The sequence below is a fragment of the Noviherbaspirillum sp. UKPF54 genome, from assembly GCF_007874125.1.
In the GTDB taxonomy this organism is placed as follows: domain Bacteria; phylum Pseudomonadota; class Gammaproteobacteria; order Burkholderiales; family Burkholderiaceae_D; genus Noviherbaspirillum.
This window is the reverse complement of record NZ_CP040128.1, coordinates 2,181,760-2,202,809: the sequence shown is the minus strand read 5'-3', so window position 1 is coordinate 2,202,809 and position 21,050 is coordinate 2,181,760. Positions and strand designations below refer to the sequence as shown.

Here is a 21,050-nt window from a genome sequence, read left to right as displayed (position 1 = left end):
CTTCCTCGAAAATAATGTATGCGCTGCCCATGTGCGGCGCATGCCGAATGTAAAACCGAAAGTCACCCTGGCGCTGTCCGTGGCGGTCAACGGCCTGTCCAATAACACCTTCCTCGAAAAGCTGGCGAAGGATTGGCATGGCGACCGCTATCAGTGCACGACCTTGCTTTCTGGTGGCGAATACCGGTTTCTTCCGGTAGACGCGCCGCAGGTTCCAGTCGCCGAACTGAAGCCGGCGATCTCGTGGGTGATCAAGGACATGCTCGACTTTCACATCGACGAGGCGACGGTCGATGTGCTGAGCATCCCGGCGGAAAAAAATGCGCCGCAGCGCAATCGCGCCATGTACGCAGTGGCCGCGCGCTCGAAAGTGATCGAGGAACGCCAGCACCGTTTCGAGGATGCGAAGATCCCGTTGCGCGTGATCGATATTCCGGAAATGGCACAGCGCAATATCGCCGCCTTGTACGAACCGGAGGGGCGCGGCCTTGCCGTATTGTCCTTGGGGGCGCAAGGCGGCTTGTTGACGATTACGGCTGGCGGTGAACTCTACTTCGCGCGCCGTATCGACATTACGCTCGAGCAGTTGCTGCAGTCCGGCCCGGAAAAACGGGAGGCTTATCACGACCGGATCGCCTTGGAGATCCAGCGCTCGCTCGACCATTTCGGCCGGCAGTACCAGTCGATCACGCTGTCCAAGCTGATGCTCGCGCCGATGGGCGATGACGATGGCGGCCTGCAAGCCTATCTGGCGGAAAACCTGGACAAGCCGGTGGAGTCCATGAATCTGGAATCCGTGCTGGACTTCTCCGACGTGCATGACCTGAAGCGGCCCGACAAGCAGCAGTATTACTTCCTGACGCTGGGAGCTGCGTTGCGTCTTGAGGAGAAGGTGCTGTGAGCCAGCAGATCAATTTATTCAACCCGGTTTTCCTGAAGCAGGAGAAGCTGTTTTCCGCGCTGGCGATGGTGCAGGGCCTCGGCCTGATCTGCCTCGGCCTGGCCGGCCTGGGCGGCTATTCCTATTACCGGGTCCATCATCTTCGCGCCGATGCCGCCGCCGTTGCAAATCAACTGGTGGCGGTGCAGGCCGAGCTGACGCAGCAGGCCGAACGCGACAAGCCGAAGGAAAAGAACAAGGCGCTGGAACAGGAGATACAGGCCGTGGAAGCCAAGCTCAATGCGCAGCGCCGCGTGCTGGATTTCGTGCAGCAGGGCGAGCTGGGAAATACCAAGGGATATTCCGATTACTTCCGCGCATTCGCCCGCCAAAACATGAACGGGCTGTGGCTGACCGGTTTTGCAATCCACGGACCGGGCAGCGATATCCGTATCGACGGTCGCGCGGTGCAGCCTGAACTGATCCCGGCGTACATCATGGGCATCAAGCGCGAACCGCTGTTCCGGGGCAAGTCGTTTGCAACCCTGTCGATGCGCGGCGCGCAGGCAGCCGATACAGCCAAGGGCAAGGCTGCCGGCGCATATGTCGAATTCAGCTTGGGAACGTCGGATGCGGAACCTGACGCCGTAGCAGCGATTGCAGGGGGCACGAAATGAAACAGCGCTGGAAACAATTCGCGCTCCGGATCGATGCATTGAGCTTGCGTGAGCGGGCCATGATCTTTGCCGCGGTCGTGGCGGTCGTGATTTATGTAGTGAATTCCCTGGTACTTGACCGCTTGATGTCCGAGGACAAGCGCGTATCGAAGCAACTGGCGCAGGACCGCAGCGCAATCTCGACGATGCGCGCCGAGATCCGGCGGCGAGCGGCGGAACACCCGGTCGATCCCGATGCGGAAAACAAGGCGATCTTGCAAAAGCTGCAGGAGCAGGTGGCGCAGGCCGACGAACGGATGCGCAACATGCAGAACGGCCTTGTTTCCCCCGACAAGATGGCTTCCCTGCTGGAGGGGCTGCTGAACCGCAATCCCAAGTTGCATCTGGTGTCGTTCAAGACGCTGCCGGTGGCGAGCTTGAGCGATGCCTTCGCATCCAAACCCGACGACAAGGGCAACCCGGCGGCGGCAGCGAACGACGCGGCGGCACGGCAGAATGCCGGCGCCGAAGCGCTCTACAAGCATGGCGTTGAAATCGCGTTACAGGGAACGTACTTCGACATCATGCAATACATGACCCAGCTGGAAGGCATGCCCTGGCAGCTGGTCTGGGGCAAGGTGAACCTTCACGTCGACGAATATCCGAAGGCCACGCTCACTTTGGAGCTGTACACGCTGAGCATGGAGAAGAAATGGCTGAACATTTAACCGCAATCCGTATTTGCGCCATTGGCAGCCTGCTGTGCACGGCTGCAGCGGCGTTGCCCGCGCATGCGCAGGAATTGTCGGACCCGACGCGGCCGGCGACGGCGGTCGATGTCGCACCTGGAGCGCAGGCCGCCGCCCCGGTGCTGCAATCCATCCTCATCTCGGGAACGCGCCGGGAAGCGATCATCGGCGCGCAGCTCGTTCGCGTCGGCGACCGCTACGGAGACGCGCAGATCGCCCAGATCCTGGAAGACAGGGTTGTGCTGCGCAACGAGAAGGGAATGCAGACGCTCAGGCTGTTCCCGGGCATAGAAAAACGTGCTGTCGCGGTTCGCGGCGGCTTTGATGCGGCAGTCCGCCACAACAACATCGAAAAGCATAAAGAATGAAAAAGACGGTATTAGCCCTACTGATGATCGGCCTGGCCGGCTGCTCCGCGCCTTCGAAGCGGCAAACCTATGACCTGATCAGCGCCGAAATGAACAAGGCGGCGGAGGAGAGCAAGAAGCCGGCGGTGGTGCCGGACGCCGTTTCTGCCGCGTTGCTGCCGCCGCTGCAAAGCGCCCAGCCGCCCGTACGCAAGCCCGCCGAGGAGCGATTCAACGTCACGTTCAATAACGTCCCCGCCAGCCAGTTTTTCACGGCCATCGCGGCGGGCACGCGCTACAACGTGCTGGTGCATCCGGATGTGGCCGGAACCATCTCGGCCAACCTGAAGGATGTGACCCTGTTCGAGGCGCTGGACGCGATCCGCGACTTGTACGGCTATGACTATACGGTCGAAGGCAACCGCATCGTGATCAAGCCGTTGACCATGCAGACGCGCGTGTTCCAAGTGAACTACTTGACTGGCAATCGCCTCGGCTCGTCCGAGACCCGCGTCAACGCCGGGTCGCTCAGCGCAGGCCAGCCCGCCTCGACAACGTCTCCCGGTACCACGTCCACTCCCACATCGACCTCGCCGACGGCAGTGCGCGTGACCGACAGCAGCAAGGTCAGTTCGACCTCCAGCACTGACTTCTGGGGCGAGTTGAAAACCTCGCTGCAGGCGATCGTCGGCACCGACAAGGATGGCCGCAGCGTGGTGGTCAGCCCGCAATCGGGCGTAGTGGTGGTACGTGCGATGCCGGATGAGTTGCGCAATGTCTCGGCGTACCTGAAGGCGGCGCAAATTTCGATCGACCGTCAGGTGATCCTGGAAGCGAAGATACTCGAAGTGCAGCTGAACGACGGTTACCAGACCGGGGTGAACTGGGCGGCATTCAGGACAGGCGGGAACAGCCGGGTATCCGGTGGCTTGCTCTCTCCGGGCACGGTCCTGCAGACGAGTGGGCCACTGGGGACAGGTGTCTCCGCCGTCGACACGACTGCAAGGACATTCACGGGAGGCCAGCTCGTGTCGACTCCTGGTCAGGATATGGTTTCAGCAACTGCGGCAGCTAGCGGCTTGTTCGGTCTTGCATTCCAGACCAGTAATTTTGCAGCTTTGCTCTCCTTCCTCGAAACGCAAGGCACGGTGCATGTGCTGTCCAATCCGCGTATTGCGACCTTGAATAACCAGAAGGCCATTTTGAAGGTCGGCACCGACGACTTTTTCGTGACCAACGTCAGTACCACCACCAATACCTCTGCAGGCGGCAACACTACGACGCCGACGGTGACGCTGCAGCCATTCTTTTCCGGCGTCGTGCTCGATGTGACGCCGCAGATCGACGAGCAGAACAATATCATCCTGCATGTGCATCCATCGGTCAGCCAGGTCACGACGGTCACCAAGCTGGTCGACCTTGGGACGCTCGGCTCGCTGAAGCTGCCGCTGGCGTCGAGCAATGCGTCCGAAACGGATAGCGTGGTCCGGGGGCAGGACGGCCAGATTATTGCCATCGGCGGGCTCATGCGGCAGGCATCGGCGTCCGATCGGTCGCAATTGCCAGGCGTCGGTGACGTACCTGGATTGGGGGCCCTGTTCGGTAACACAAGCCAGGCAAATCAAAAGCGCGAGCTGGTCATCCTGATCAAGCCGACCATCGTGCAAGGCGCATCCAGCTGGGGGCGAGACATCCTGGAAAGCCAGCAGCGCATCCAGGCGCTGGAGCCCAAGAGCAGGGTAGGGTTGCAATAAGCATGTACAAGTCTCATTTCGGACTGCGCGAACTTCCGTTCGGTATTACGCCGGACACCAGCTTTTTCTTTGCGTGCTCGAACTACCAGCAAGCATTGAACACGCTGCTCATCGCGGCGAAGAACGGCGAGGGATTCATCAAGATCACGGGGGAAGTCGGAACCGGGAAGACGCTGTTGTGCCGCAAGTTCATGGCGACGCTCGACGACAGTTTTGTCACGGCCTACATCCCCAATCCTTTTCTCGAGCCGCGCACGCTGATGCTGGCGCTGGCCGACGAGCTGGAAGTGCCGCTGGAAAAGGACGTCGACCAGCATCACTTGCTGAAATCGATCAACCAGCGCCTGCTCGAACTGGCGCAAGAGGACAAGCGCGTCCTGCTGTGCGTCGACGAGGCGCAGGCCATGCCGATCGAGAGCCTGGAAGCGCTGCGGCTGCTGACGAATCTGGAAACCGAAAAGCGCAAGCTGCTGCAGATCGTGATGTTCGGCCAGCCCGAGCTGAACCGCAAGCTGCAGCTGGAGGCAATCCGGCAGCTTAACCAGCGTATCACCTTCCATTATCATCTCGGTCCGCTGACGCGGGACGACATGGAGTTTTACATCTCGCACCGCCTGAGCGTCGCGGGTTATACGGGAAGCAGGTTGTTCAGCCGCGGCGCCTTGCGGGCGGTACATGCAGCCACCGGCGGCACGCCTCGTCTCGTCAACATTCTGGCGCACAAATGCCTGATGCTGGCGTATGGCGAAGGCAAGCAGCAGATCAGCGCGAAACACGCGCGGGCGGCGGCCGCCGACACCGGCGCGGCAAGCAAAAGAATCATGTGGCCTTGGGTTTGGCTGGGGGCGGCGAGCTTGCTGGTCGCGGGTACTGGTATGGGATGGGCATTCTTCCGATGAGTTTGATTAACAAGATGTTGCAGGACCTGGATGCGCGTCGCGCTGACGTGCCGGGACAGGGGGCATACAGCCAGCAAGTCCGGGCGGTGCCGGAACGGCGCCGGGTCAGTCCGGCATGGTGGGGCGTGGCGGGACTGGCGGTGGCCGTTTCCGCTTCTGCCGCATGGCTCTGGTTACGCCATCCGGCGCCGCAGCCAGGAAAGGCGCCGCTGAAACTGGATGCCGATCTGAAGGTGGCTCAGGCCGTTGCGCAGCCGCAGGCGCCTGTCGCGCCGCCGGCCGCAGTTGCTTCGACACCCCCGACCCAGACCGCTGAGCGGCCAGCGGGCAAACCGGCTCCCGTCGTGGCCGAGAAGGCCGCCGAGTCGGCTCAAGTCGCGGATGCAGGAAACGCGACGAAAAGATCAACGCCGTCGGCCAAACCGCCGGAGCACGCGGCGAAAGCACTGGCAAAGGCGACGCCAGTGAACGCGGCGCCGGTTTCCGTGCCGGCGAGCGAAAGCATCGCCTCACCGGCTGTCAACATCGAGAAACCGACCAAGGAATTCACGCCTCAGCAGCTCGCGGAAAACGCGTACCGCAAGGCCATGCTCGCGCTGCAGCAGGGGCGGACTTCGGAAGCGGCCGACGGGCTGGAGCAGGTTCTGCGCCTCGATGCACGTCATGCCGCGGCACGCCAGGCGCTCATCAGAGAACTGGCCAGCGCCGGCCGGCAGGATGAGGCTATTCGACTGGCCAGGGAAGGTCTCGGGATGGACCCGAACCAGCCCGCTCTGGCGATGGCGCTGGCGCGACTGCAATTGGACAAGGGGGAACTTCGTTCCGCCGTCGAGACGATGGAACATACGCTGCCTTACGGCGCCGATCGCGCCGATTACGTCGCGTTTTTGGCGGGCCTGCTGCAACGTGACGGCAGGCATAAGCAGGCAGCGGAGCAGTATGTCTCGGCCTTGCAACGTGCTCCGCAGAATGGAGTCTGGTGGATGGGGCTTGGCATTTCGCTTCAGGCCGACAATCGGCCTGCCGAAGCGGTAGAGGCGTTCAAGCGGGCGAAAGCGGCCAATACGCTTTCGCCCGATCTGCTCGCTTTCGTTGACGCGCGGCTCAATCAGCTCAAGCCATAAAGGGGGCTTGCCAGGGGGGGGAAGCGGTTTGTCGCGGCTGCGTGGCCGTATCAAACCACCTTGCCGGCTGTCTCCGGGTCTAGCAATGCCGGGTACGGGATTGGCATAAACGTCTTCATCCGTTCCAGCAGGACGTCTGGAGTGGCATCGTGCATGAGCAGGGATGCTTGCGCCGGCCGCAGGAAGCCTTCCTGCACGACATGCTGCAGGAAGGCGATCAGTCCATCGTAGAAGCCGGCGGCATTGAGTAGTCCGATGGGCTTGTGATGCAATCCGAGCTGCGACCAGGTAAATATCTCGAACAGCTCCTCAAGCGTTCCTATGCCGCCCGGCATGGCAAGGAAACCGTCCGATAATTCGGCCATCATCGCCTTGCGTTCGTGCATGTCTTTCACGATGTGCAGGCGCGTCAGGCCCCGATGGCCCACTTCCTTGTCCATCAGCGCCTGGGGAATGACGCCGGTGGCTTCGCCCCCAAGCCGCATGACTTCATCAGCGATGACACCCATGAGGCCGACTTTCCCTCCGCCATAGACTAGCGCGATATTGTCGTTGACCATCGCCTTGGCCAGCTCACGCGCTGCTACGGCGTAGGCGCGAGAGCTTCCTGGCGAAGATCCGCAGTAGACGCAAAGTGACTTCATTGTGCTCGGCTAATTGAAAGTGAGTGGATAGTGAGTGGCGGCATGTCATGCGTGCCACGCTGTTAGTCTGGCCACAGACTAACAGGTAAAGTGGGGAGGGGGGAAAGTAAAAGGACCGGCAGCAACCATACAATCACGTTGCTCCGGCCCATTTCTTGCTCGGTGACGAGAATCAGTCTTCCAGCTCTTCCTTGGCCAGTTCGACGTCGAGACGCTCCATGGCATCCATTGGCTCGCACTCAACCGCTTCGTGATACAGCTTGACTGCCTCGTCCATCTTTTTCTTCCCTTCGAGCATGATCAAGCCATTGGCATATTCGACGCGTGCAATCGCGGAGTGTGGATTGACCTCGAGTCCCTTTTTGTAGAATTTCAGCCCTTCATCTTTTTTCGCACCATAAGTGAGGCCGCCGATCATCGCGCCGACCTTGTCGATGATTTCTGCATGGTAGGCGCCCAAGCTGATCAGAGCGTCTGCATGTTTAGGCGCAAGCTTGATCGTCATGTCCAAGCTGTGCTTTACCTTCGAACCTATGCCTTGCGACAACGCCTTGACGACAGAAATGCCTTGCGCATAGCGGCCCAGGGCATAGGCATGGTTATAGTAGCCAGCCGGATTTTTCGGCTGTTCTTTCTGTTGCGCCTCGCACCGCTCGGCCACTTCCAGGAAAAGCGCCAGCTTCTTCTTTTCCGATTTTTCCAGGTAGTGGGCGTAGATGTTGGTCGCCTTGTTAGCGACCGAATAGCCATCCATGCCATGCTCCAGCCCGATCTTTGCGGCGGTTTCGAAGTCGCCCGCATGGAACGCGATCCAGGCGTCGACCAGCGCGGCATCTTTCGGGAACGGTTCCGCATCGCAGGTATGCAGCCGGGCCCATGCCTTCTTCAGGCTGGCTGCCGTGTAGCGGTATTTGTCGTCCGGGTAGGGAAATTTGGCCCATGCCATGTCGTTGTCGTCCTTATTTAAGTTTTTTTAGATATTCTTCAGCCAGCTTGTCGAACAAAAGTTGCGTTTCGCCCCGCAAATAGGGCCCGATCAGGGACAGCACCTGATAGCAGCCGCGCGCCAGCGCCTCGGCCATTGCTTCCTGTTCGGTGTACTTGCGCGGATTGCGCACATATTCGTAGGATAGCCAGTAGGTGGCTACGACCACCATATTGGTTGCCAGCGCATCGATTTCCTGATCGTCGGCTTCCAGTGCCTTGTCGCCTCGCAGGCCGATACACAACTGCTGCGCGACCTTGATCTTGTGCGCCAAGATCTGCTTGAAGTGTAATTCCAGCTTGCGGTTGCGCGACAGGAGATCGCTCAAATCCCGGTAAAAAAAACGGTAGCGCCACACCAGCTCAAACATTAGGTGCAGGTACAGCCAGACGTCTTCAATGTTCGGCTTGCGGTCAGCAGGCACCGCCAGCATGCGCCCGATCTCGGTTTCGAACTGGGCAAACAGTGAATTGACGATGTCGTCCTTGTTGCGGAAGTGGTAGTACAGATTGCCTGGGGAGATATTCATCTCTTCGGCGATGACGGTAGTGGTGATGTTCGGTTCGCCGAATTCGTTGAACAATCGCAGCGACAGTTCGAGAATCCGTTCGCGCGTACGCCGCGGGGCCTTGTGTTGCATGCTAGATGCCTCCCATGTCTGCTTTGGCTTTTTTGCTAGCATAACACTGATAAATCAATCCACAAACGGCGTCCGGCGCTTAGCCGGCGGCGATTTTCAGATGGCGCTCCAGGCTGTTCAGCGCATCCGTCAGACTTGCCAACCCGAATCGGTCTTCCTTATCCCTTGCCGGTGTTTTCACCAGGCTCAGGCTGGGATCGCGCAGCACCGACAGCTTGAGCCTGAGTCCGTGGCGTGCCAGTTTTGCATCGAGTTCGTGGCGACGCAGCCATAACAGCATGCGCGTATTCTGATAGGCGTTTTCGCACATGCGCCGGCGATTGTTGTAGCTGAACAGGTTGGTGAAAAACATTTCCGCATCCTCCTGGCTCGGTTCCAGCAACACGATGTCGGTGCCCGGATAGGTGACGCCGTAATTGGCCATGCCGATTTCGACCCGCGAGTGAATGACCGCGCGCAGCGATTGCGACAGCACCGACAACAGGCCGCCCTGCGCAATTTTGCCCGGAGCATGTTCGGTGCGGGCGTTATAGGGAACCAGCGGATTGACGCAGAACAGCAAGTCGACTTGCTCTTCAAGCGCGATGGAGGCGTGGAGTGTTTTTTTCAGGGCACCATCGACGAAATATTTACCGTCGATTTCGACCGGCGGAAATAGCCCGGGAACCGCAGCGCTGGCTTGCGCAGCCTTCGAAATGGGAACGTGATCGAGGCCTGGACGGCCGAAGCGGGCCGGTTCTCCCGAATCGAGATCGGTCGCCACGATGACCAGGCGATGCTTGAGCTTCCGGAAGTCGTTGGTACGTCCGCCGGATGCAAATACCTTTTGCAGGAATTCGTGAATGCCCTCGCCGGACAGGATCCCGGTGGGCAAAGTCATTTTCAGGCGGTCGAGGGAGTTGGCGAGACTAGCCTTCCCGCGATGCCGTACATAATGCAAAAGTGAGTCCGCCAGCAGGACGGGCAGGGCGACGGCGCGAATACCGAATTCATCCCATGCCGGTTTGAGCAGTATCTCGGGCTTGAACAACTCATGTTTTGACTTGGCAGCATCGCTTTCGATAAACATCCGGCACATGTCGTGCGGCGTGATTCCATTGGCGAGTCCGGCAGCGATCAGGCCGCCGGCACTGATGCCGACATAAATGGCGGCATCGTTCAGGTCCAGGCCTTCGATCGATTCTTCGAGCGCGGCAAGCGCCCCGATTTCATATACCGCTCCCAGCGGCCCTCCCCCGGCGAGAGCAACGCCGATTCTGAGGGGGGCGGACGTTGCGGTACGTTTTGAGGACGGGGACTTGCGAGAGGGAGATTTGGACGTTCGCTTGGCTGTCATAGGCCGGATGCTGGTGGGCCGAGATTAATCTGTACTGCGGTTCTGAACGTATCCGTATTGGCGGACATCTGGATGCGCGATTACGCCGTGAGCAGGAGGGCGGCGGGATTTCCCAAGCCCTCCATGCCGGCGCAGATGTCACTTGGCGACAGCGGCTGCTTTTCTGGCTGTACTCTTGACGGCCGTCTTCTTTACCGCAGCAGTCTTGACCGGAGCCTTCTTGGCAGCGGCGCGGGACGCCGTCTTGGCTACCGTTGCCTTTTTCCCGGACAGCGTCGCGACAGCCTTGTTCAGTTCCTCAACGCGCTTGGTCAGGGCCTGGATATCTTTTTGAGTCGGTACCCCCAGGCTCTTCAGCGAGCGCGATACGCGGTCTTCGAAAACCTGCTCGAGCTTGTCCCATGAACCGGCCGCCTGCTTGCTTACCGTGTCGGCCACCTTGCTCACCGTGTCGGCCACGTCGGACACCTTGCCTTCGGCCAGACGCTGGGTGCGCTTCTGCAGATCGGTGCCTTCCTTGACCAGCTTTGCAAAGACCTTGCCGCCTTCTTCCTGCGCCTTCGCAAACGCGCCCAGACCAGCTTGCCAGATCTGCTGCGCCGACGCACGGACAGCGTCGGCCAGTTGTTTGTCGTCCGATTTTGCCAGCGCCTTCAACTTCTTCACCATGGTTATTCTCCGTTCGTTGGTTAACTCGACGCGCCGGGATACGCGGCGCCCTTTTCCGATGAATGCAGTTTAAGCGGCAAAAGTAGAGATGGGTTACTAAATCCATAGAGACTGTGTTCTAAATGACAACGCTCTTGTGCCGTACTATTGCCAAGCGTGACAGGGCCTGCAATGATTGTCATCTAGACAAATATTTGGGAATTTGAAAAGGGAGCGAGCATGCAGTATTTCGTTACAGGGGCGACTGGATTTATCGGCAAGCGACTGGTTAAAAAGCTTTTGGCACGCAACGACAGTGTCGTGTATTTTCTGATGCGCGAAGAGAGCCGAGGCAAGGTTCCTGCATTACTTGAATACTGGGGCGTGCCGGGGACGCGGGCAATTCCCGTCTTCGGCGACCTGAAGTCTACCAGCCTTGGCATATCCGCCAGCGACATCGAAGCGTTGACTCGAAAGGTGGATCACTTCTTCCACCTGGCGGCCGTCTATGACCTGAAAGCCGATGCGGAAGAGCAGATGGCGGTCAATGTAGAAGGCACACGCAACACGGTAGCATTCGCCAATGCGATTGGTGCGGGATGCCTGCATCACGTCAGCTCCATCGCGGCCGCCGGCCTTTTCGAAGGCATCTTCCGCGAGGATATGTTTGATGAAGCGGAAAATCTCGATCACCCGTATTTTGCAACCAAGCATGAATCGGAAAAAATCGTCCGCCTGGAGTGCAAGTGTGCGTTTCGCGTCTACCGGCCGGGCATGGTGGTCGGCGACTCGAAGACCGGTGAAATGGACAAGATCGATGGCCCGTACTACTTCTTCAAACTGATCCAGCGTCTTCGCCAGATCCTGCCGCCATGGATGCCGGCCATTGGCCTGGAAGGTGGACGCATCAATATCGTTCCAGTCGACTACGTGGTGGATGCGATGGATTACATCGCGCATCTGCCCGATCTCGACGGCCGCTGCTTCCACTTGACCGATCCTGAGCCGATGCGCGTCGGCGATGTGCTCAATACCTTCGCGCGTGCCGCGCATGCGCCGACCATGAGCGTGCGTATCAACGCGGCGCTGCTCGGTTTTATTCCCAAGTCGATTACGAAGGGGATGATGGCGTTGACGCCGGTGCGCCGCGTGCGCAATGCGCTGATGAAGGATCTCGGACTGCCCGATGACGTGATGCAGTTCATTAACTATCCGACGCGCTTCGACAATCGGGATGCCGCCCGCGCACTCAAGGGCAGTGGCATCAAGTGCCCGCGCCTGGAGGACTATGCATACCGCATTTGGGACTACTGGGAGCGTAATCTCGATCCCGCCCTCTTCATCGACCGCACCTTGCATGGCCAGGTGGCAGGCAAGGTGGTGCTGGTGACGGGCGGTTCCTCCGGAATCGGCCTGGCCGCCGCGCACAAGCTCGCCGAGGCGGGCGCGATCACCCTCATTTGCGGGCGCGACGAGGAAAAGCTTGCTGAAGCGAAGAAAGAAATCAACGACCGGGGCTACGATGTGATTACCTATTCGGTCGATGTCGCCAACATGGAGGACTGCGATCGCTTCGTCAAATTGCTGATTGAAAATCATGGTGGTGTTGACGTCCTAGTCAACAATGCAGGCCGGTCTATCCGGCGCGGCATCGAGTCGAGCTACGACCGCTTCCACGACTTCGAGCGCACCATGCAGCTGAATTACTTCGGGGCGCTGCGCTTGACGATGGGGTTGCTGCCCAAGATGGCGGAACGCAAGCGCGGGCATGTCATCAATATTTCGTCGATCGGCGTGCTGACCAATGCGCCGCGCTTCTCGGCCTACGTTGCGTCGAAAGCGGCGCTCGATGCGTGGACGCGCTGTGCGGCTTCCGAATTTGCGGATGTAAACATCAAATTTACGACGATTAACATGCCGCTGGTGCGCACGCCGATGATTGCGCCGACCAAGATCTATCAGAACGTGCCGACCCTGACGCCGGACGATGCCGCAGACATGATCGCGCAGGCGATTGTCGACAAACCTGTGCGTATCGCCACTCGCTTGGGCATTCTCGGCGAGGTATTGCACGCGCTGGTGCCGCGTGTCGCCCAGATCATCATGAACACCAGCTTCCGCATGTTCCCGGACTCGGATGCGGCGAAAAACAACGGCGACAAGAAGGCGCTGCAAATGAGCGCCGACCAGATTGCGCTGCAGCAGTTGCTGCGCGGCGTGCATTTCTAATCTAATCCGGACAACGGCTATTCCGCCCCGGCGGGGTAGCCTTTTTTATCGGCCGCTCCCGTCTTTATCCCGTCTTTATCCCGTCTTAACTCATCCTACTTGGGAAGCACCACGGTATCGATCTCGTGGATGATGCCGTTATCGGCCGTCAAATCGCTCTGGGTGACATTCGCATCGTTGACGGTGACCTTGCCGTTATCGGAGGTCAATGTGAGCGGCTTTCCCTCGATCGTCTTCACTTCGCCAGGCTTGACTTCGGCAATGGGAGTTTTGCCAGGAATGACATGGTAGGCGACGAGTTGGGCGAGCCGGGGTTTATCTTTCAGAAGAGCATTAAGTGTTCCGGGCGGAAGCTTTTCAAATGCCGCGTCGCTCGGTGCAAAGACCGTATAGGGACCGGTATTTTTTAACGTTTGGGTAAAACCGGCCGCTTCGGCAACCGCAAGGAATGTCTTGAATGTCCCCGACGCGGCGGCCGTTTCTACCAGATCCGTCGCGGCTGCGCCCGGCATACTGCACATCAATAGAGACGCGGATGCGATCGCGAGCAGGATTCGTCGCATGGCAAGGTCCTCATTAGAGATAGGAGAAGGCTGGACGCTGAATAGCGCGGGGCGTCCCTGCTTTTTCAGATGTATCTGTCTGTTTTCCCCGGCGGGGAAAAGTTCAATTCCATAATCCATCAGGCTTGAGAATAGGCAACACAAATGTTGTGCGGCCTCGGTGCAAATAGGTCCAACTTGCCTGACGCCATAGGCGCGGCCAAATCGCGGTAAGCTGCATGCATATTCAATATGCCAAGATATTGGCGTCGCAAGGAGGGTTCGTCATGCTGATTAACTGTGTTGCGTACCAGGAAGGGAAAAGGCTGTGTGACGTTCCGGTAACGCAAATCAGCGATTTTCTTTCTCGCCCTGACTGCTTTGTCTGGGTAGCCTTGCGTGACCCGGAACCACCTGAGCTTGAACAAATGCAACATGAATTCGGCTTGCACGAATTGGCGGTCGAAGATGCCCACCATGGCCACCAGCGGCCCAAAATCGAGGAATATGGTGAGTCCCTCTTTGCGGTTGTGCACACGATCGAATTGCTTGACGGTGAATTGCTGGTGGGCGAGCTCGATATTTTTGTGGAAGAACGCTATGTACTGTCGGTACGCACTCGCAGCCGGCAAAATTTTCTTGGCGTACGCGCCCGCTGCGAACGCGAGCCGCAGTTGCTCAGGCAAGGGGCGGCGTTCGTGTTCTATGCCCTGATGGATGCAGTCGTCGACCGCTATTTTCCCGTGCTGGATGCCTTCGAAACCGAACTCGAAACCATCGAGGAGCAGATTTTCGTCAAGGGGTCGGAACGCGCAAATATCGAGCGTCTGTACGAATTGAAGCGCAAGGTGACCGTGCTCAAGCATGCGGTGGCGCCATTGATGGAATCGGTCGCCAAGCTATATGGAGGGCGAGTGCCGCATATCTGCGTCAATACACAGGAGTATTTTCGCGACGTCTACGATCACCTGTATCGGATCAATACCTCAATCGACGCGATCCGCGACACCATAGGAACGGCAATCCAGGTGAATCTCTCGATGGTCGCTATCGAGGAAAGCGAGGTCACCAAGAAGCTGGCTTCCTGGGCCGCCATCTTCGCGGTAGCCACGGCTTTTGTCGGCATCTGGGGAATGAACTTTTCCTACATGCCGGAGCTGAAATGGCGCTACGGCTATCCTGCCGCGCTGGTATTCATCGCCGTCGTGTGCGGGTATTTGTATCACCGGTTCAGGAAGGCCGGCTGGCTCTGAAGCGCGGTTATTGTCGAGCGGGCTCGACGGAAGGAGCGGCTGCATGAACCGAGGCGCTGCGGATTTCACGAATGACTTGCGCCTGGATGGCGGGGTGCATGGCCAGCGCGACGTGCCCGATCCCCTGGAATTCGAGATTGACGGCACCGTCGAGGCGGGAAGAAACCTGGGGCGCGATGATATTGTCGTGGTGCGAATAGAGCGACACGATGCGCCGGTACACCGCCTTGTCCTCGTTCTCGGCCAGTTCGCGCAGCCATTTGCTGGATAAGCCTTCCTGTTCGCCGACGGTCCACAGCATTTGCTTTGTGTTGATGCCGATGCCGAAGCGCGCCAGGGCGGTGCCGTGATGAGGCGTGCCCAGCGTGACGGCTTTGGCGATGTGGGCGTCGCCGTGGTCGCGCAGATAAGCGCGCGTTGCCAGGCCTCCCATGCTGTGGGCCACAATGACGATCTTGCTGCTTCCGGTTTCGCCGCAAATTCGCTCGACAGCCTCGTGAATCATCGGCACATACGCGTCGATGCTGCCGATGAGCGGCTCCATATCGAGTGCATAGTGACTGATATTTTGCGCCGCCAGGGCAGCGCTCATCGCGTGCCAGTAGCCGCTGTTGCAGCCATATCCGTGAATGAGCAGGACGGGCAGCGCGGCCGGTTTGTCCGCCACTCGCCTGGAGAACGTGTGAAATGGCATGGTCCAGGACGAGGCGGTCATCGTTGCCCGGAACTCTCCAAAGAATAGCCGGATTGCCTGCCCAAAGTTCAGGCAGTATGCCTGCGGCGTCTCGCTCCGAAAATGCCAGGCCAGCGAAAAGTTGTTCGCTGTGATCGACAAGCGGACCAGAAGTACTGCCGCGATCCCAAGCGCGAGAGCCAGCATATTGTTCGGGATGTGGAAAACCGATTTTGCGAAAGCTGCCATCGCCAATGCGATGGCAAACTGGATCAGGAGGAGAAGTCTGGTGATGCGGACAACGGCCATGGAGTATCCGGGAGCATTAAGTCGATGCCGCCAATGCAGGAGCGGGTTTGCCGCTCAGCTGTTCGGCAAGCCCGCTGGCGAGCCTGGCTGTCGTCCCGTAAATCGACAGCTGGGGATTCGCGCCGATCGACGTCGGAAACAGGGAGCCGTCATGCACGGACAAATTCGTAATGCCATGATAGCGCCCGTTGGACGACACGACGCCCAACTTTTCGTCACCCGACATTCCGCATCCGCCCATGACGTGCGCGGAAACTACCCGCGTCAGCAAGGGCTTGTAGGGCAAGGTCTCGATCGCCTGTTTGGCCGCCTTCCAGTTTGAATAGCCTTCTGCCATTTCATGTACGGGATATACGGTCCGTGCGCCCGCGGCAAACTGGATTTCAGCCATGCTCAGCAGGGCGCGTTTGACGCCATTCCACACAAAATCCGTGATCGGATAATCAAGAACCGGCGAACCGTCGTCGCGCAATTGGACCGTTCCGCCGACGGAATGTTCATTAAAGCCGTCGCGCAGCAGGGCGAGTAGGGCATGGGTTTGGGCGAACTGCTTCATCACCGCGCTGTGCCGTGCGCCGAAACCATTCATGGTCGATGCGAACAGCAGAGGATGCAATGGCGGCGCTTCCAGTTTGTACCCGATAGGGCCGTCGATAGACTGCGTTTCCAGGAAATGATCGGAGTACACCGACTGCGGCGCGCCCGAAAAGCCTTCGACCTTGTGATCATGGAGGGCTGCGGAAATCACGGTCGGGTGCAGGAAGGTCCTCTTGCCGAGCAAGCGGTGCGGGTCGGGCGCGCCTGAACGCATCAGCAACGCCGGCGAGTTGATTGCCCCGCCCGAAAGGACAAAATGCCTGGCGCGCAGGCTCACTTTTCTTCCTGTCGGTTCCAGACCGCTCGCATCCATGGCAACACATGCAAGGCTGTCGACGGCATCGCCCTTGAAATGCAGCTTGTCTGCGCGTGCTCGCGTGACCAGCATGGCGCCATGCGACAGTGCAGATGGAATCGTGGTGATCAGCATGGACTGCTTTGCATTGGTCGGGCAGCCCATTCCGCAATAGCCAAGATTCCAGCAACCCTTGACGTTGCGCGAGATGACACCTGTTGGGATGCCGAGTTTCGTGGCACCTTGCCTGAGCAGGTTGTTGTTTTCGTTCGGCTCCGTGGCCCACGGGTGGATGTTGAGCCGCCGTTCCATCATTGCAAACCATGGCGCGAGCGATTCCGACGAATAGTCCTTCAGGCCGAATGTCTGTTGCCAGTAATTCAGCGTCCGGCCAGGCGTGCGAAAGCTGGAGGTCCAGTTCACCGTCGTTGATCCGCCGACGGCGCGCCCCTGCAGGATATTGATCGATTTATCCTTCGTCTTGCGCGCAGCCGATTCCTGGTAGAGCGCAGGATAGGCTTGCGCTTCGCGCATCTTGAAGTCCCTGGACGATTTCAGCGGGCCTTCCTCTATCAGGATCACCTTCAGCCCGGCAAGCGCCAGGATTTCCGCCGTCACGCCGCCGCCCGCGCCGGTGCCGACGATGACCACGTCGGCTTCGAAATGCCGGTCCTCGGCCAAGCTGGAAGCGTCAAGTACTTGCCAGCCAGAGGCCAGCCCGGCTTGAATGGGATCGGAGATTGGTCCGTTCGTGGAGATCGTCATGATTTCTTAGCTCAATTCTTTCAGCGGGCCCGGATAGCCGATAGACGCCCAATTCGATTCATCCGCATACCATGGACCCGTAATCAAGTCGTGCAGGGCGTGATAGGCGCTCTGCAGCATTTCTATGCGATGCACGCGCCAGCTCTGCAAGAACGTGGCGATATCATCCTGTTTGGCATTCGGCCAGTCGTCGGGGATGCCGGCCAATATGCGCCGTGTCGGCGCCAGTGTCAGAAGGGCGAACAAATCCCGGACTTCCTTTTGGGTGCGCAGTGGGAGCCCCGCAATGGCGCCTTGAACCCGCTCCATGGCGAGCTGTACGCCCGGAGATCCAGGTTCGACGGCGTCTTTTAAAACGACCGGAATGATCGCAGCGAGCGCGGCTTTGGCTGCGTCATCGAGCACGAACTTGACCGTCGCTGCAGGTTGGCTGGTCAGCCTGTAAAGGCCGCCAGTCAAGGCCAGTGCAACGGCGCCGGCGACGCCTGCTTTCAAAAATGAACGGCGAAAAAAGGTGGCTGCTGCCATGTCTCCCTCATGTATATTGTTTTGCGCAGTGTACTCCAAGCATTCAAGGGAAAAATGCAGTGAACTAGAGCTCTTGCTCTAGGCGAATAAAGCCAAAGTTGAATCTTCTTTTGCCGGCCATAATATATGGCCTGCTAGCGATTGCCGGGGGAACTGGAAATAGTGCGCTTCGGCCTCAGCCGATTAATCATGTCATGAAAAAAGAAAAAGCCATAGCTGCCATTCGGCGAGAATTAGGGGCGGTGACCGCTGAAAGGCGTGCGGCCCAAAATGATCCTGCAGCCCTTGCTTCACGCATCGCCCTCAGGTCTTTCCAGTCGCAGCGAATGGCTCGCACTCATGCTGATTTGCTGAATAGTCATGAATCACGAAAAGCGGCGGAGTTTTTCTTGAATGATTTGTATGGCACCGAGGATTTGACCCAAAGGGATGCTGATCTGGTGCGCGTGGTCCCGGCAATGGAGCGAATGTTGCCTGCCACGGCATTGAAGACAATCGCGGAAGCGATTGCGCTGGATGCGTTGTCCGAAAAGCTGGACGCGGCAATGGCGCAGCACCTTGGGCAATGCTTCAGCGAAGAGGACTATATCGTCGCATACAGGAAGATGGCTGCGCGCGCTGATCGCGAGCGGCAAATAGCCCATGTTGAATCACTGGGGAATGCCTTGTGTGAACTGGTTCGCATTCCCATGATCGGTAGTACGCTGGCCATGATGCGAGGTCCGGCAAAGCTGGCCGGGCTGGCAGAGTTGCAGAGTTTTCTCGAACGCGGGTTCAAGGCTTTCAAGGTGATGAAAAATCCGCACTTGTTCGTGTCGGCAATCGTTCAGCGCGAGCGCACGATCATGGACAGGCTTTATGCCGGAGCGGCCGATCCGTTCATGGTCGACGTGGCCGGAAACTAGCGCAGTACTGAACTCGTCAAGAAGCGTTGATGACACGCGTTCCGGCCAAGCGGTCATGCAGGAACTGGCGCTGGGGATCGAGATAAATCGTCATTGCCCAGAACACTATGTTTGCTGCCGGGATGATGGCAAGGCTCCAGTCCCTGGCTTCGGCGAGCCATGCGAATGCAAGCCCCGGCAAGATCCACAGCCAAGCAATCAGATATCTGACAAATGCGCGCTTGACTCCGACTTTCCCGCCGTCGATGGACACGAGGCGAATGCGCCACGTCTTCATTGCAAGAGTTTGGCCGCTCTTCGTCCAGAACCAGATGAAATAAGACGTGATGACGACTAATAGCCAGACTTGAAGGGCATGTCGCAAGTAGAGCGCATGGCGCTGCTGGAACAAGATGGAAAACAGTGCGCCGGTAACGGCGACCACGCCAAACAGCAGCATGGCTTCGTACACCATGCTGGCCAGTCGGCGTTTCAGGGAGGGAGTTGTTGTGGTATTCAACGGTAATGTCGGATGCTATTTTTCCTGTGCTGGCGAAGGCGCCTGCAGTACCGATTCGCTGGCCGCCTGGGGGGTAACCGAGCGTTCGATGACGGGTTTGGGGGCAGACTTAATCGGCGGCACAGTCTTGCTATGATTTGCTTGCGCGGCATTTGACGGCAGCGTGGCGACTCGTTTTTTCGACGCAGCGTCGGCAGCCAGCCTCTTTTTCTGCTCTTCCGGTAATTGCTGGTATTGCTCCCATTGCGCCGACTTCTGTTCCGGGCCCAGTCTTTTTGCCCGAGCATAACTTTCGCGGGCGATGCGCCGCTGTTCCGGCGTGAGCGTTACCCAGTCGCGCATGCGCTCCTGCATGCGCTGTTGTTCGGCGGGTTTCATCTTCGCGTATCTGTTGCCGATAGCGAGCCATTTGTTCTTGCGTAGGGTGTCAAGCTTGTCCCATTCGCCCGCTAAAGGTGCTAGCGCTTGTTGCTGCGCAGGTGACAACTCGGACCACAAGGGTCTGGCGGCGGCCTGTGGCGAATTCGCGGCAGGCTGCGCTATGCCTGACGGCGGGACCGGTTGTGACGGCATGTCGGCAGCATATGCGGGCGCCGCCAGGATCGACAGGCTTGCTCCTAAAATACGCGCCGCCCGCAATAGGCGGGCGGGCAAAAGCACAATGCTGTGTGTCACGTCACTCGCCTCGCTTGGCAAGGTAGGCGTTAAAGCCATGGTCAACATATGCCGACAGAGGCAATTCGTCCGTCAGGACCGCTGCGTCGATCTCTGCGGTTTCGTCGATGTGCCGTTCTTGCTCATATTGATAAATGCCAGCCAGCCCTGTAGCCACGACAATCAATGGCAGGATCAGCCCCATCCGGGCAATCCATGAGAAATGGGCATTGAAAAAGCTGCCGGCGTCGCCCGCCAGACGTCGCGGTGAAACAAGGATGCGGAGCGTGGATTCTTTCTTTTTTCGCGATAGTGCAATTTTGCGCGCAGAAGAGAGGCGTTCTGCGGTAGATGCCGGAAGATTTTCTGCGGACTCGTTCAGCGCATGGCGCACTTTATAGGCGAAATTCAGTTCTTTCTGGTTCATAGGGTGATTCCTTTGGCTCGCAATGCCTGGGCCAGCGCATGTGTGGCGCGAGAGCAGTGTGTTTTCACGCTGCCCTCTGAGCAGCCCATCGCTGCAGCTGTTTCAGCTACATCCATATCTTGCCAATAACGCATAAGGAATGCTTCCCGTTGACGTGCGGGCAGCTTTTGTACTTCTTCCTCAATTGCGGCTAAAACTTGTTGGCGCTCCACCTTGTCCGCGCTGGATTCCGCGGCGAGCGAACCTTCTTCGGACTCGAATGTTTCCAATAAATCAAAATGTTCGCTGTCGTCCGCGTCACCGCCGAGGCCGGAGAACAGGCTGACCCAAGTACTTCGTACCTTTTCACGCCGAAAGTAGTCATGGATCGTGTTTTGCAGTATCCGCTGGAAGAGAAGCGGCAGCTCGGAGGCCGGCTTGTCGCCGTATTTTTCGGCGAGCTTGATCATTGCGTCCTGGACGATGTCCAGGGCTGCTTCATCCTTGCGCACCGCATAAACCGCCTGTTTGAAGGCGCGGCGTTCTACGTTTTCCAGAAAATCGGAAAGTTCTTTTTCAGTTGCCATGCGATGTGGCGGATTGTCTTTCGGCTGCCGGGAGAAAGTCGATCGAGGGATCGGAGGCCATCGAATAGTTGTTCTTCGAAACTGTGCGAATGCTAGCAAAAAAGCCCGCAGCTGTGGGCTTTTTTTGGCTTAATGCGCTTGATTTC

The 21,050-nt window shown here is 58.6% G+C and carries 23 protein-coding genes; 10 read left to right on the top strand and 13 right to left on the bottom strand.

Annotated features, from left to right (window positions below):
• Positions 1-40: 40 nt before the first annotated feature.
• From pilM to FAY22_RS10155, 7 genes are read left to right on the top strand one after another with little or no spacing between them, the layout of a single operon-like run.
• Positions 41-901, top strand: coding sequence for a pilus assembly protein PilM (gene pilM / locus FAY22_RS10185; RefSeq protein ID WP_246860728.1), 861 nt, complete (start codon positions 41-43; stop codon positions 899-901).
• Positions 898-1,557, top strand: coding sequence for an MSHA biogenesis protein MshI (locus FAY22_RS10180; protein ID WP_146330091.1), 660 nt, complete (start codon positions 898-900; stop codon positions 1,555-1,557). The genes pilM and FAY22_RS10180 overlap by 4 nt, the downstream gene beginning before the upstream one ends.
• Positions 1,554-2,264 (top strand): MSHA biogenesis protein MshJ, encoded by a 711-nt coding sequence (locus FAY22_RS10175; RefSeq protein ID WP_146330090.1) that lies wholly within the window; start codon positions 1,554-1,556, stop codon positions 2,262-2,264. Before FAY22_RS10180 ends, FAY22_RS10175 begins: the two co-directional genes overlap by 4 nt.
• The gene (locus FAY22_RS10170) at positions 2,249-2,653 is read left to right on the top strand and encodes an MSHA biogenesis protein MshK (RefSeq protein WP_210411932.1); all 405 of its coding nucleotides are present in this window, start codon (positions 2,249-2,251) and stop codon (positions 2,651-2,653) included. The genes FAY22_RS10175 and FAY22_RS10170 overlap by 16 nt, the downstream gene beginning before the upstream one ends.
• Complete coding sequence (mshL, locus tag FAY22_RS10165; protein ID WP_146330089.1) at positions 2,650-4,386, top strand: pilus (MSHA type) biogenesis protein MshL; 1,737 nt, start codon at positions 2,650-2,652, stop codon at positions 4,384-4,386. The genes FAY22_RS10170 and mshL overlap by 4 nt, the downstream gene beginning before the upstream one ends.
• Before the next feature lie 2 nt (positions 4,387-4,388).
• Complete coding sequence (locus FAY22_RS10160) at positions 4,389-5,285, top strand: ExeA family protein (RefSeq protein WP_146330088.1); 897 nt, start codon at positions 4,389-4,391, stop codon at positions 5,283-5,285.
• Positions 5,267-6,409: a lipopolysaccharide assembly protein LapB gene (locus FAY22_RS10155; RefSeq protein WP_146330087.1), complete on the top strand. Its 1,143-nt coding sequence runs from the start codon at positions 5,267-5,269 to the stop codon at positions 6,407-6,409. Before FAY22_RS10160 ends, FAY22_RS10155 begins: the two co-directional genes overlap by 19 nt.
• A gap of 50 nt (positions 6,410-6,459) precedes the next feature.
• Here FAY22_RS10155 and FAY22_RS10150 read toward each other — a convergent pair whose 3' ends face one another.
• The 5 genes from FAY22_RS10150 to FAY22_RS10130 form a co-directional block, all read right to left on the bottom strand.
• On the bottom strand, positions 6,460-7,053 hold the full coding sequence (locus tag FAY22_RS10150) for a TIGR00730 family Rossman fold protein (RefSeq protein WP_146330086.1): 594 nt from the start codon (positions 7,051-7,053) through the stop codon (positions 6,460-6,462).
• Between the two features lie 172 nt (positions 7,054-7,225).
• Positions 7,226-7,999 (bottom strand): hypothetical protein, encoded by a 774-nt coding sequence (locus FAY22_RS10145; RefSeq protein WP_146330085.1) that lies wholly within the window; start codon positions 7,997-7,999, stop codon positions 7,226-7,228.
• A 13-nt stretch (positions 8,000-8,012) separates the two neighbouring features.
• The gene (locus FAY22_RS10140) at positions 8,013-8,678 is read right to left on the bottom strand and encodes a TetR/AcrR family transcriptional regulator (protein ID WP_040040960.1); all 666 of its coding nucleotides are present in this window, start codon (positions 8,676-8,678) and stop codon (positions 8,013-8,015) included.
• 79 nt (positions 8,679-8,757) lie between these two features.
• Positions 8,758-10,014: a patatin-like phospholipase family protein gene (locus FAY22_RS10135; protein WP_146330084.1), complete on the bottom strand. Its 1,257-nt coding sequence runs from the start codon at positions 10,012-10,014 to the stop codon at positions 8,758-8,760.
• A 138-nt stretch (positions 10,015-10,152) separates the two neighbouring features.
• A complete protein-coding gene (locus FAY22_RS10130) occupies positions 10,153-10,683 on the bottom strand; it encodes a phasin family protein (protein WP_146330083.1) in 531 nt (176 codons plus the stop codon).
• 219 nt (positions 10,684-10,902) lie between these two features.
• Between FAY22_RS10130 and FAY22_RS10125 the strand changes: the two genes are divergently transcribed.
• The gene (locus FAY22_RS10125; RefSeq protein WP_146330082.1) at positions 10,903-12,891 is read left to right on the top strand and encodes an SDR family oxidoreductase; all 1,989 of its coding nucleotides are present in this window, start codon (positions 10,903-10,905) and stop codon (positions 12,889-12,891) included.
• Between the two features lie 95 nt (positions 12,892-12,986).
• Here the strand turns inward: FAY22_RS10125 and FAY22_RS10120 are convergent, their stop codons facing one another.
• A complete protein-coding gene (locus FAY22_RS10120) occupies positions 12,987-13,454 on the bottom strand; it encodes a fasciclin domain-containing protein (protein WP_146330081.1) in 468 nt (155 codons plus the stop codon).
• A gap of 266 nt (positions 13,455-13,720) precedes the next feature.
• On the opposite strand from FAY22_RS10120, the gene corA reads away from it, so the two are divergent.
• The gene (gene corA / locus FAY22_RS10115) at positions 13,721-14,686 is read left to right on the top strand and encodes a magnesium/cobalt transporter CorA (RefSeq protein WP_146330080.1); all 966 of its coding nucleotides are present in this window, start codon (positions 13,721-13,723) and stop codon (positions 14,684-14,686) included.
• Positions 14,687-14,693: 7 nt separating this feature from the next.
• On the opposite strand, the gene FAY22_RS10110 is transcribed toward corA, so the two are convergent.
• Genes FAY22_RS10110 through FAY22_RS10100 form a run of 3 tightly spaced genes read right to left on the bottom strand, consistent with a single transcriptional unit; the run spans position 14,694 to position 17,853 of the window.
• Complete coding sequence (locus tag FAY22_RS10110; protein ID WP_146330079.1) at positions 14,694-15,668, bottom strand: triacylglycerol lipase; 975 nt, start codon at positions 15,666-15,668, stop codon at positions 14,694-14,696.
• Positions 15,669-15,684: 16 nt separating this feature from the next.
• Positions 15,685-17,325 carry a GMC family oxidoreductase gene (locus FAY22_RS10105; RefSeq protein ID WP_146330078.1) on the bottom strand — a complete coding sequence of 547 codons (1,641 nt, stop codon included), beginning with the start codon at positions 17,323-17,325 and terminating at the stop codon, positions 15,685-15,687.
• Positions 17,326-17,331: 6 nt separating this feature from the next.
• The gene (locus FAY22_RS10100) at positions 17,332-17,853 is read right to left on the bottom strand and encodes a hypothetical protein (RefSeq protein ID WP_146330077.1); all 522 of its coding nucleotides are present in this window, start codon (positions 17,851-17,853) and stop codon (positions 17,332-17,334) included.
• Between the two features lie 194 nt (positions 17,854-18,047).
• Here FAY22_RS10100 and FAY22_RS10095 point away from each other — a divergent pair, with 194 nt between their 5' ends.
• Entirely contained in the window at positions 18,048-18,758 is a 711-nt protein-coding gene (locus tag FAY22_RS10095) for a hypothetical protein (RefSeq protein ID WP_146330076.1), read from the top strand.
• A 16-nt stretch (positions 18,759-18,774) separates the two neighbouring features.
• Here the strand turns inward: FAY22_RS10095 and FAY22_RS10090 are convergent, their stop codons facing one another.
• The 4 genes from FAY22_RS10090 to FAY22_RS10075 are packed head-to-tail and all read right to left on the bottom strand — an operon-like array spanning position 18,775 to position 20,904.
• Positions 18,775-19,257, bottom strand: coding sequence for an RDD family protein (locus FAY22_RS10090; protein WP_146330075.1), 483 nt, complete (start codon positions 19,255-19,257; stop codon positions 18,775-18,777).
• Between the two features lie 15 nt (positions 19,258-19,272).
• Positions 19,273-19,932 carry a DUF3106 domain-containing protein gene (locus tag FAY22_RS10085; RefSeq protein WP_246860727.1) on the bottom strand — a complete coding sequence of 220 codons (660 nt, stop codon included), beginning with the start codon at positions 19,930-19,932 and terminating at the stop codon, positions 19,273-19,275.
• Between the two features lies 1 nt (position 19,933).
• Positions 19,934-20,338: a DUF3619 family protein gene (locus FAY22_RS10080; protein ID WP_146330074.1), complete on the bottom strand. Its 405-nt coding sequence runs from the start codon at positions 20,336-20,338 to the stop codon at positions 19,934-19,936.
• The gene (locus FAY22_RS10075) at positions 20,335-20,904 is read right to left on the bottom strand and encodes an RNA polymerase sigma factor (protein ID WP_146330073.1); all 570 of its coding nucleotides are present in this window, start codon (positions 20,902-20,904) and stop codon (positions 20,335-20,337) included. Before FAY22_RS10075 ends, FAY22_RS10080 begins: the two co-directional genes overlap by 4 nt.
• Positions 20,905-21,050 lie beyond the last annotated feature (146 nt).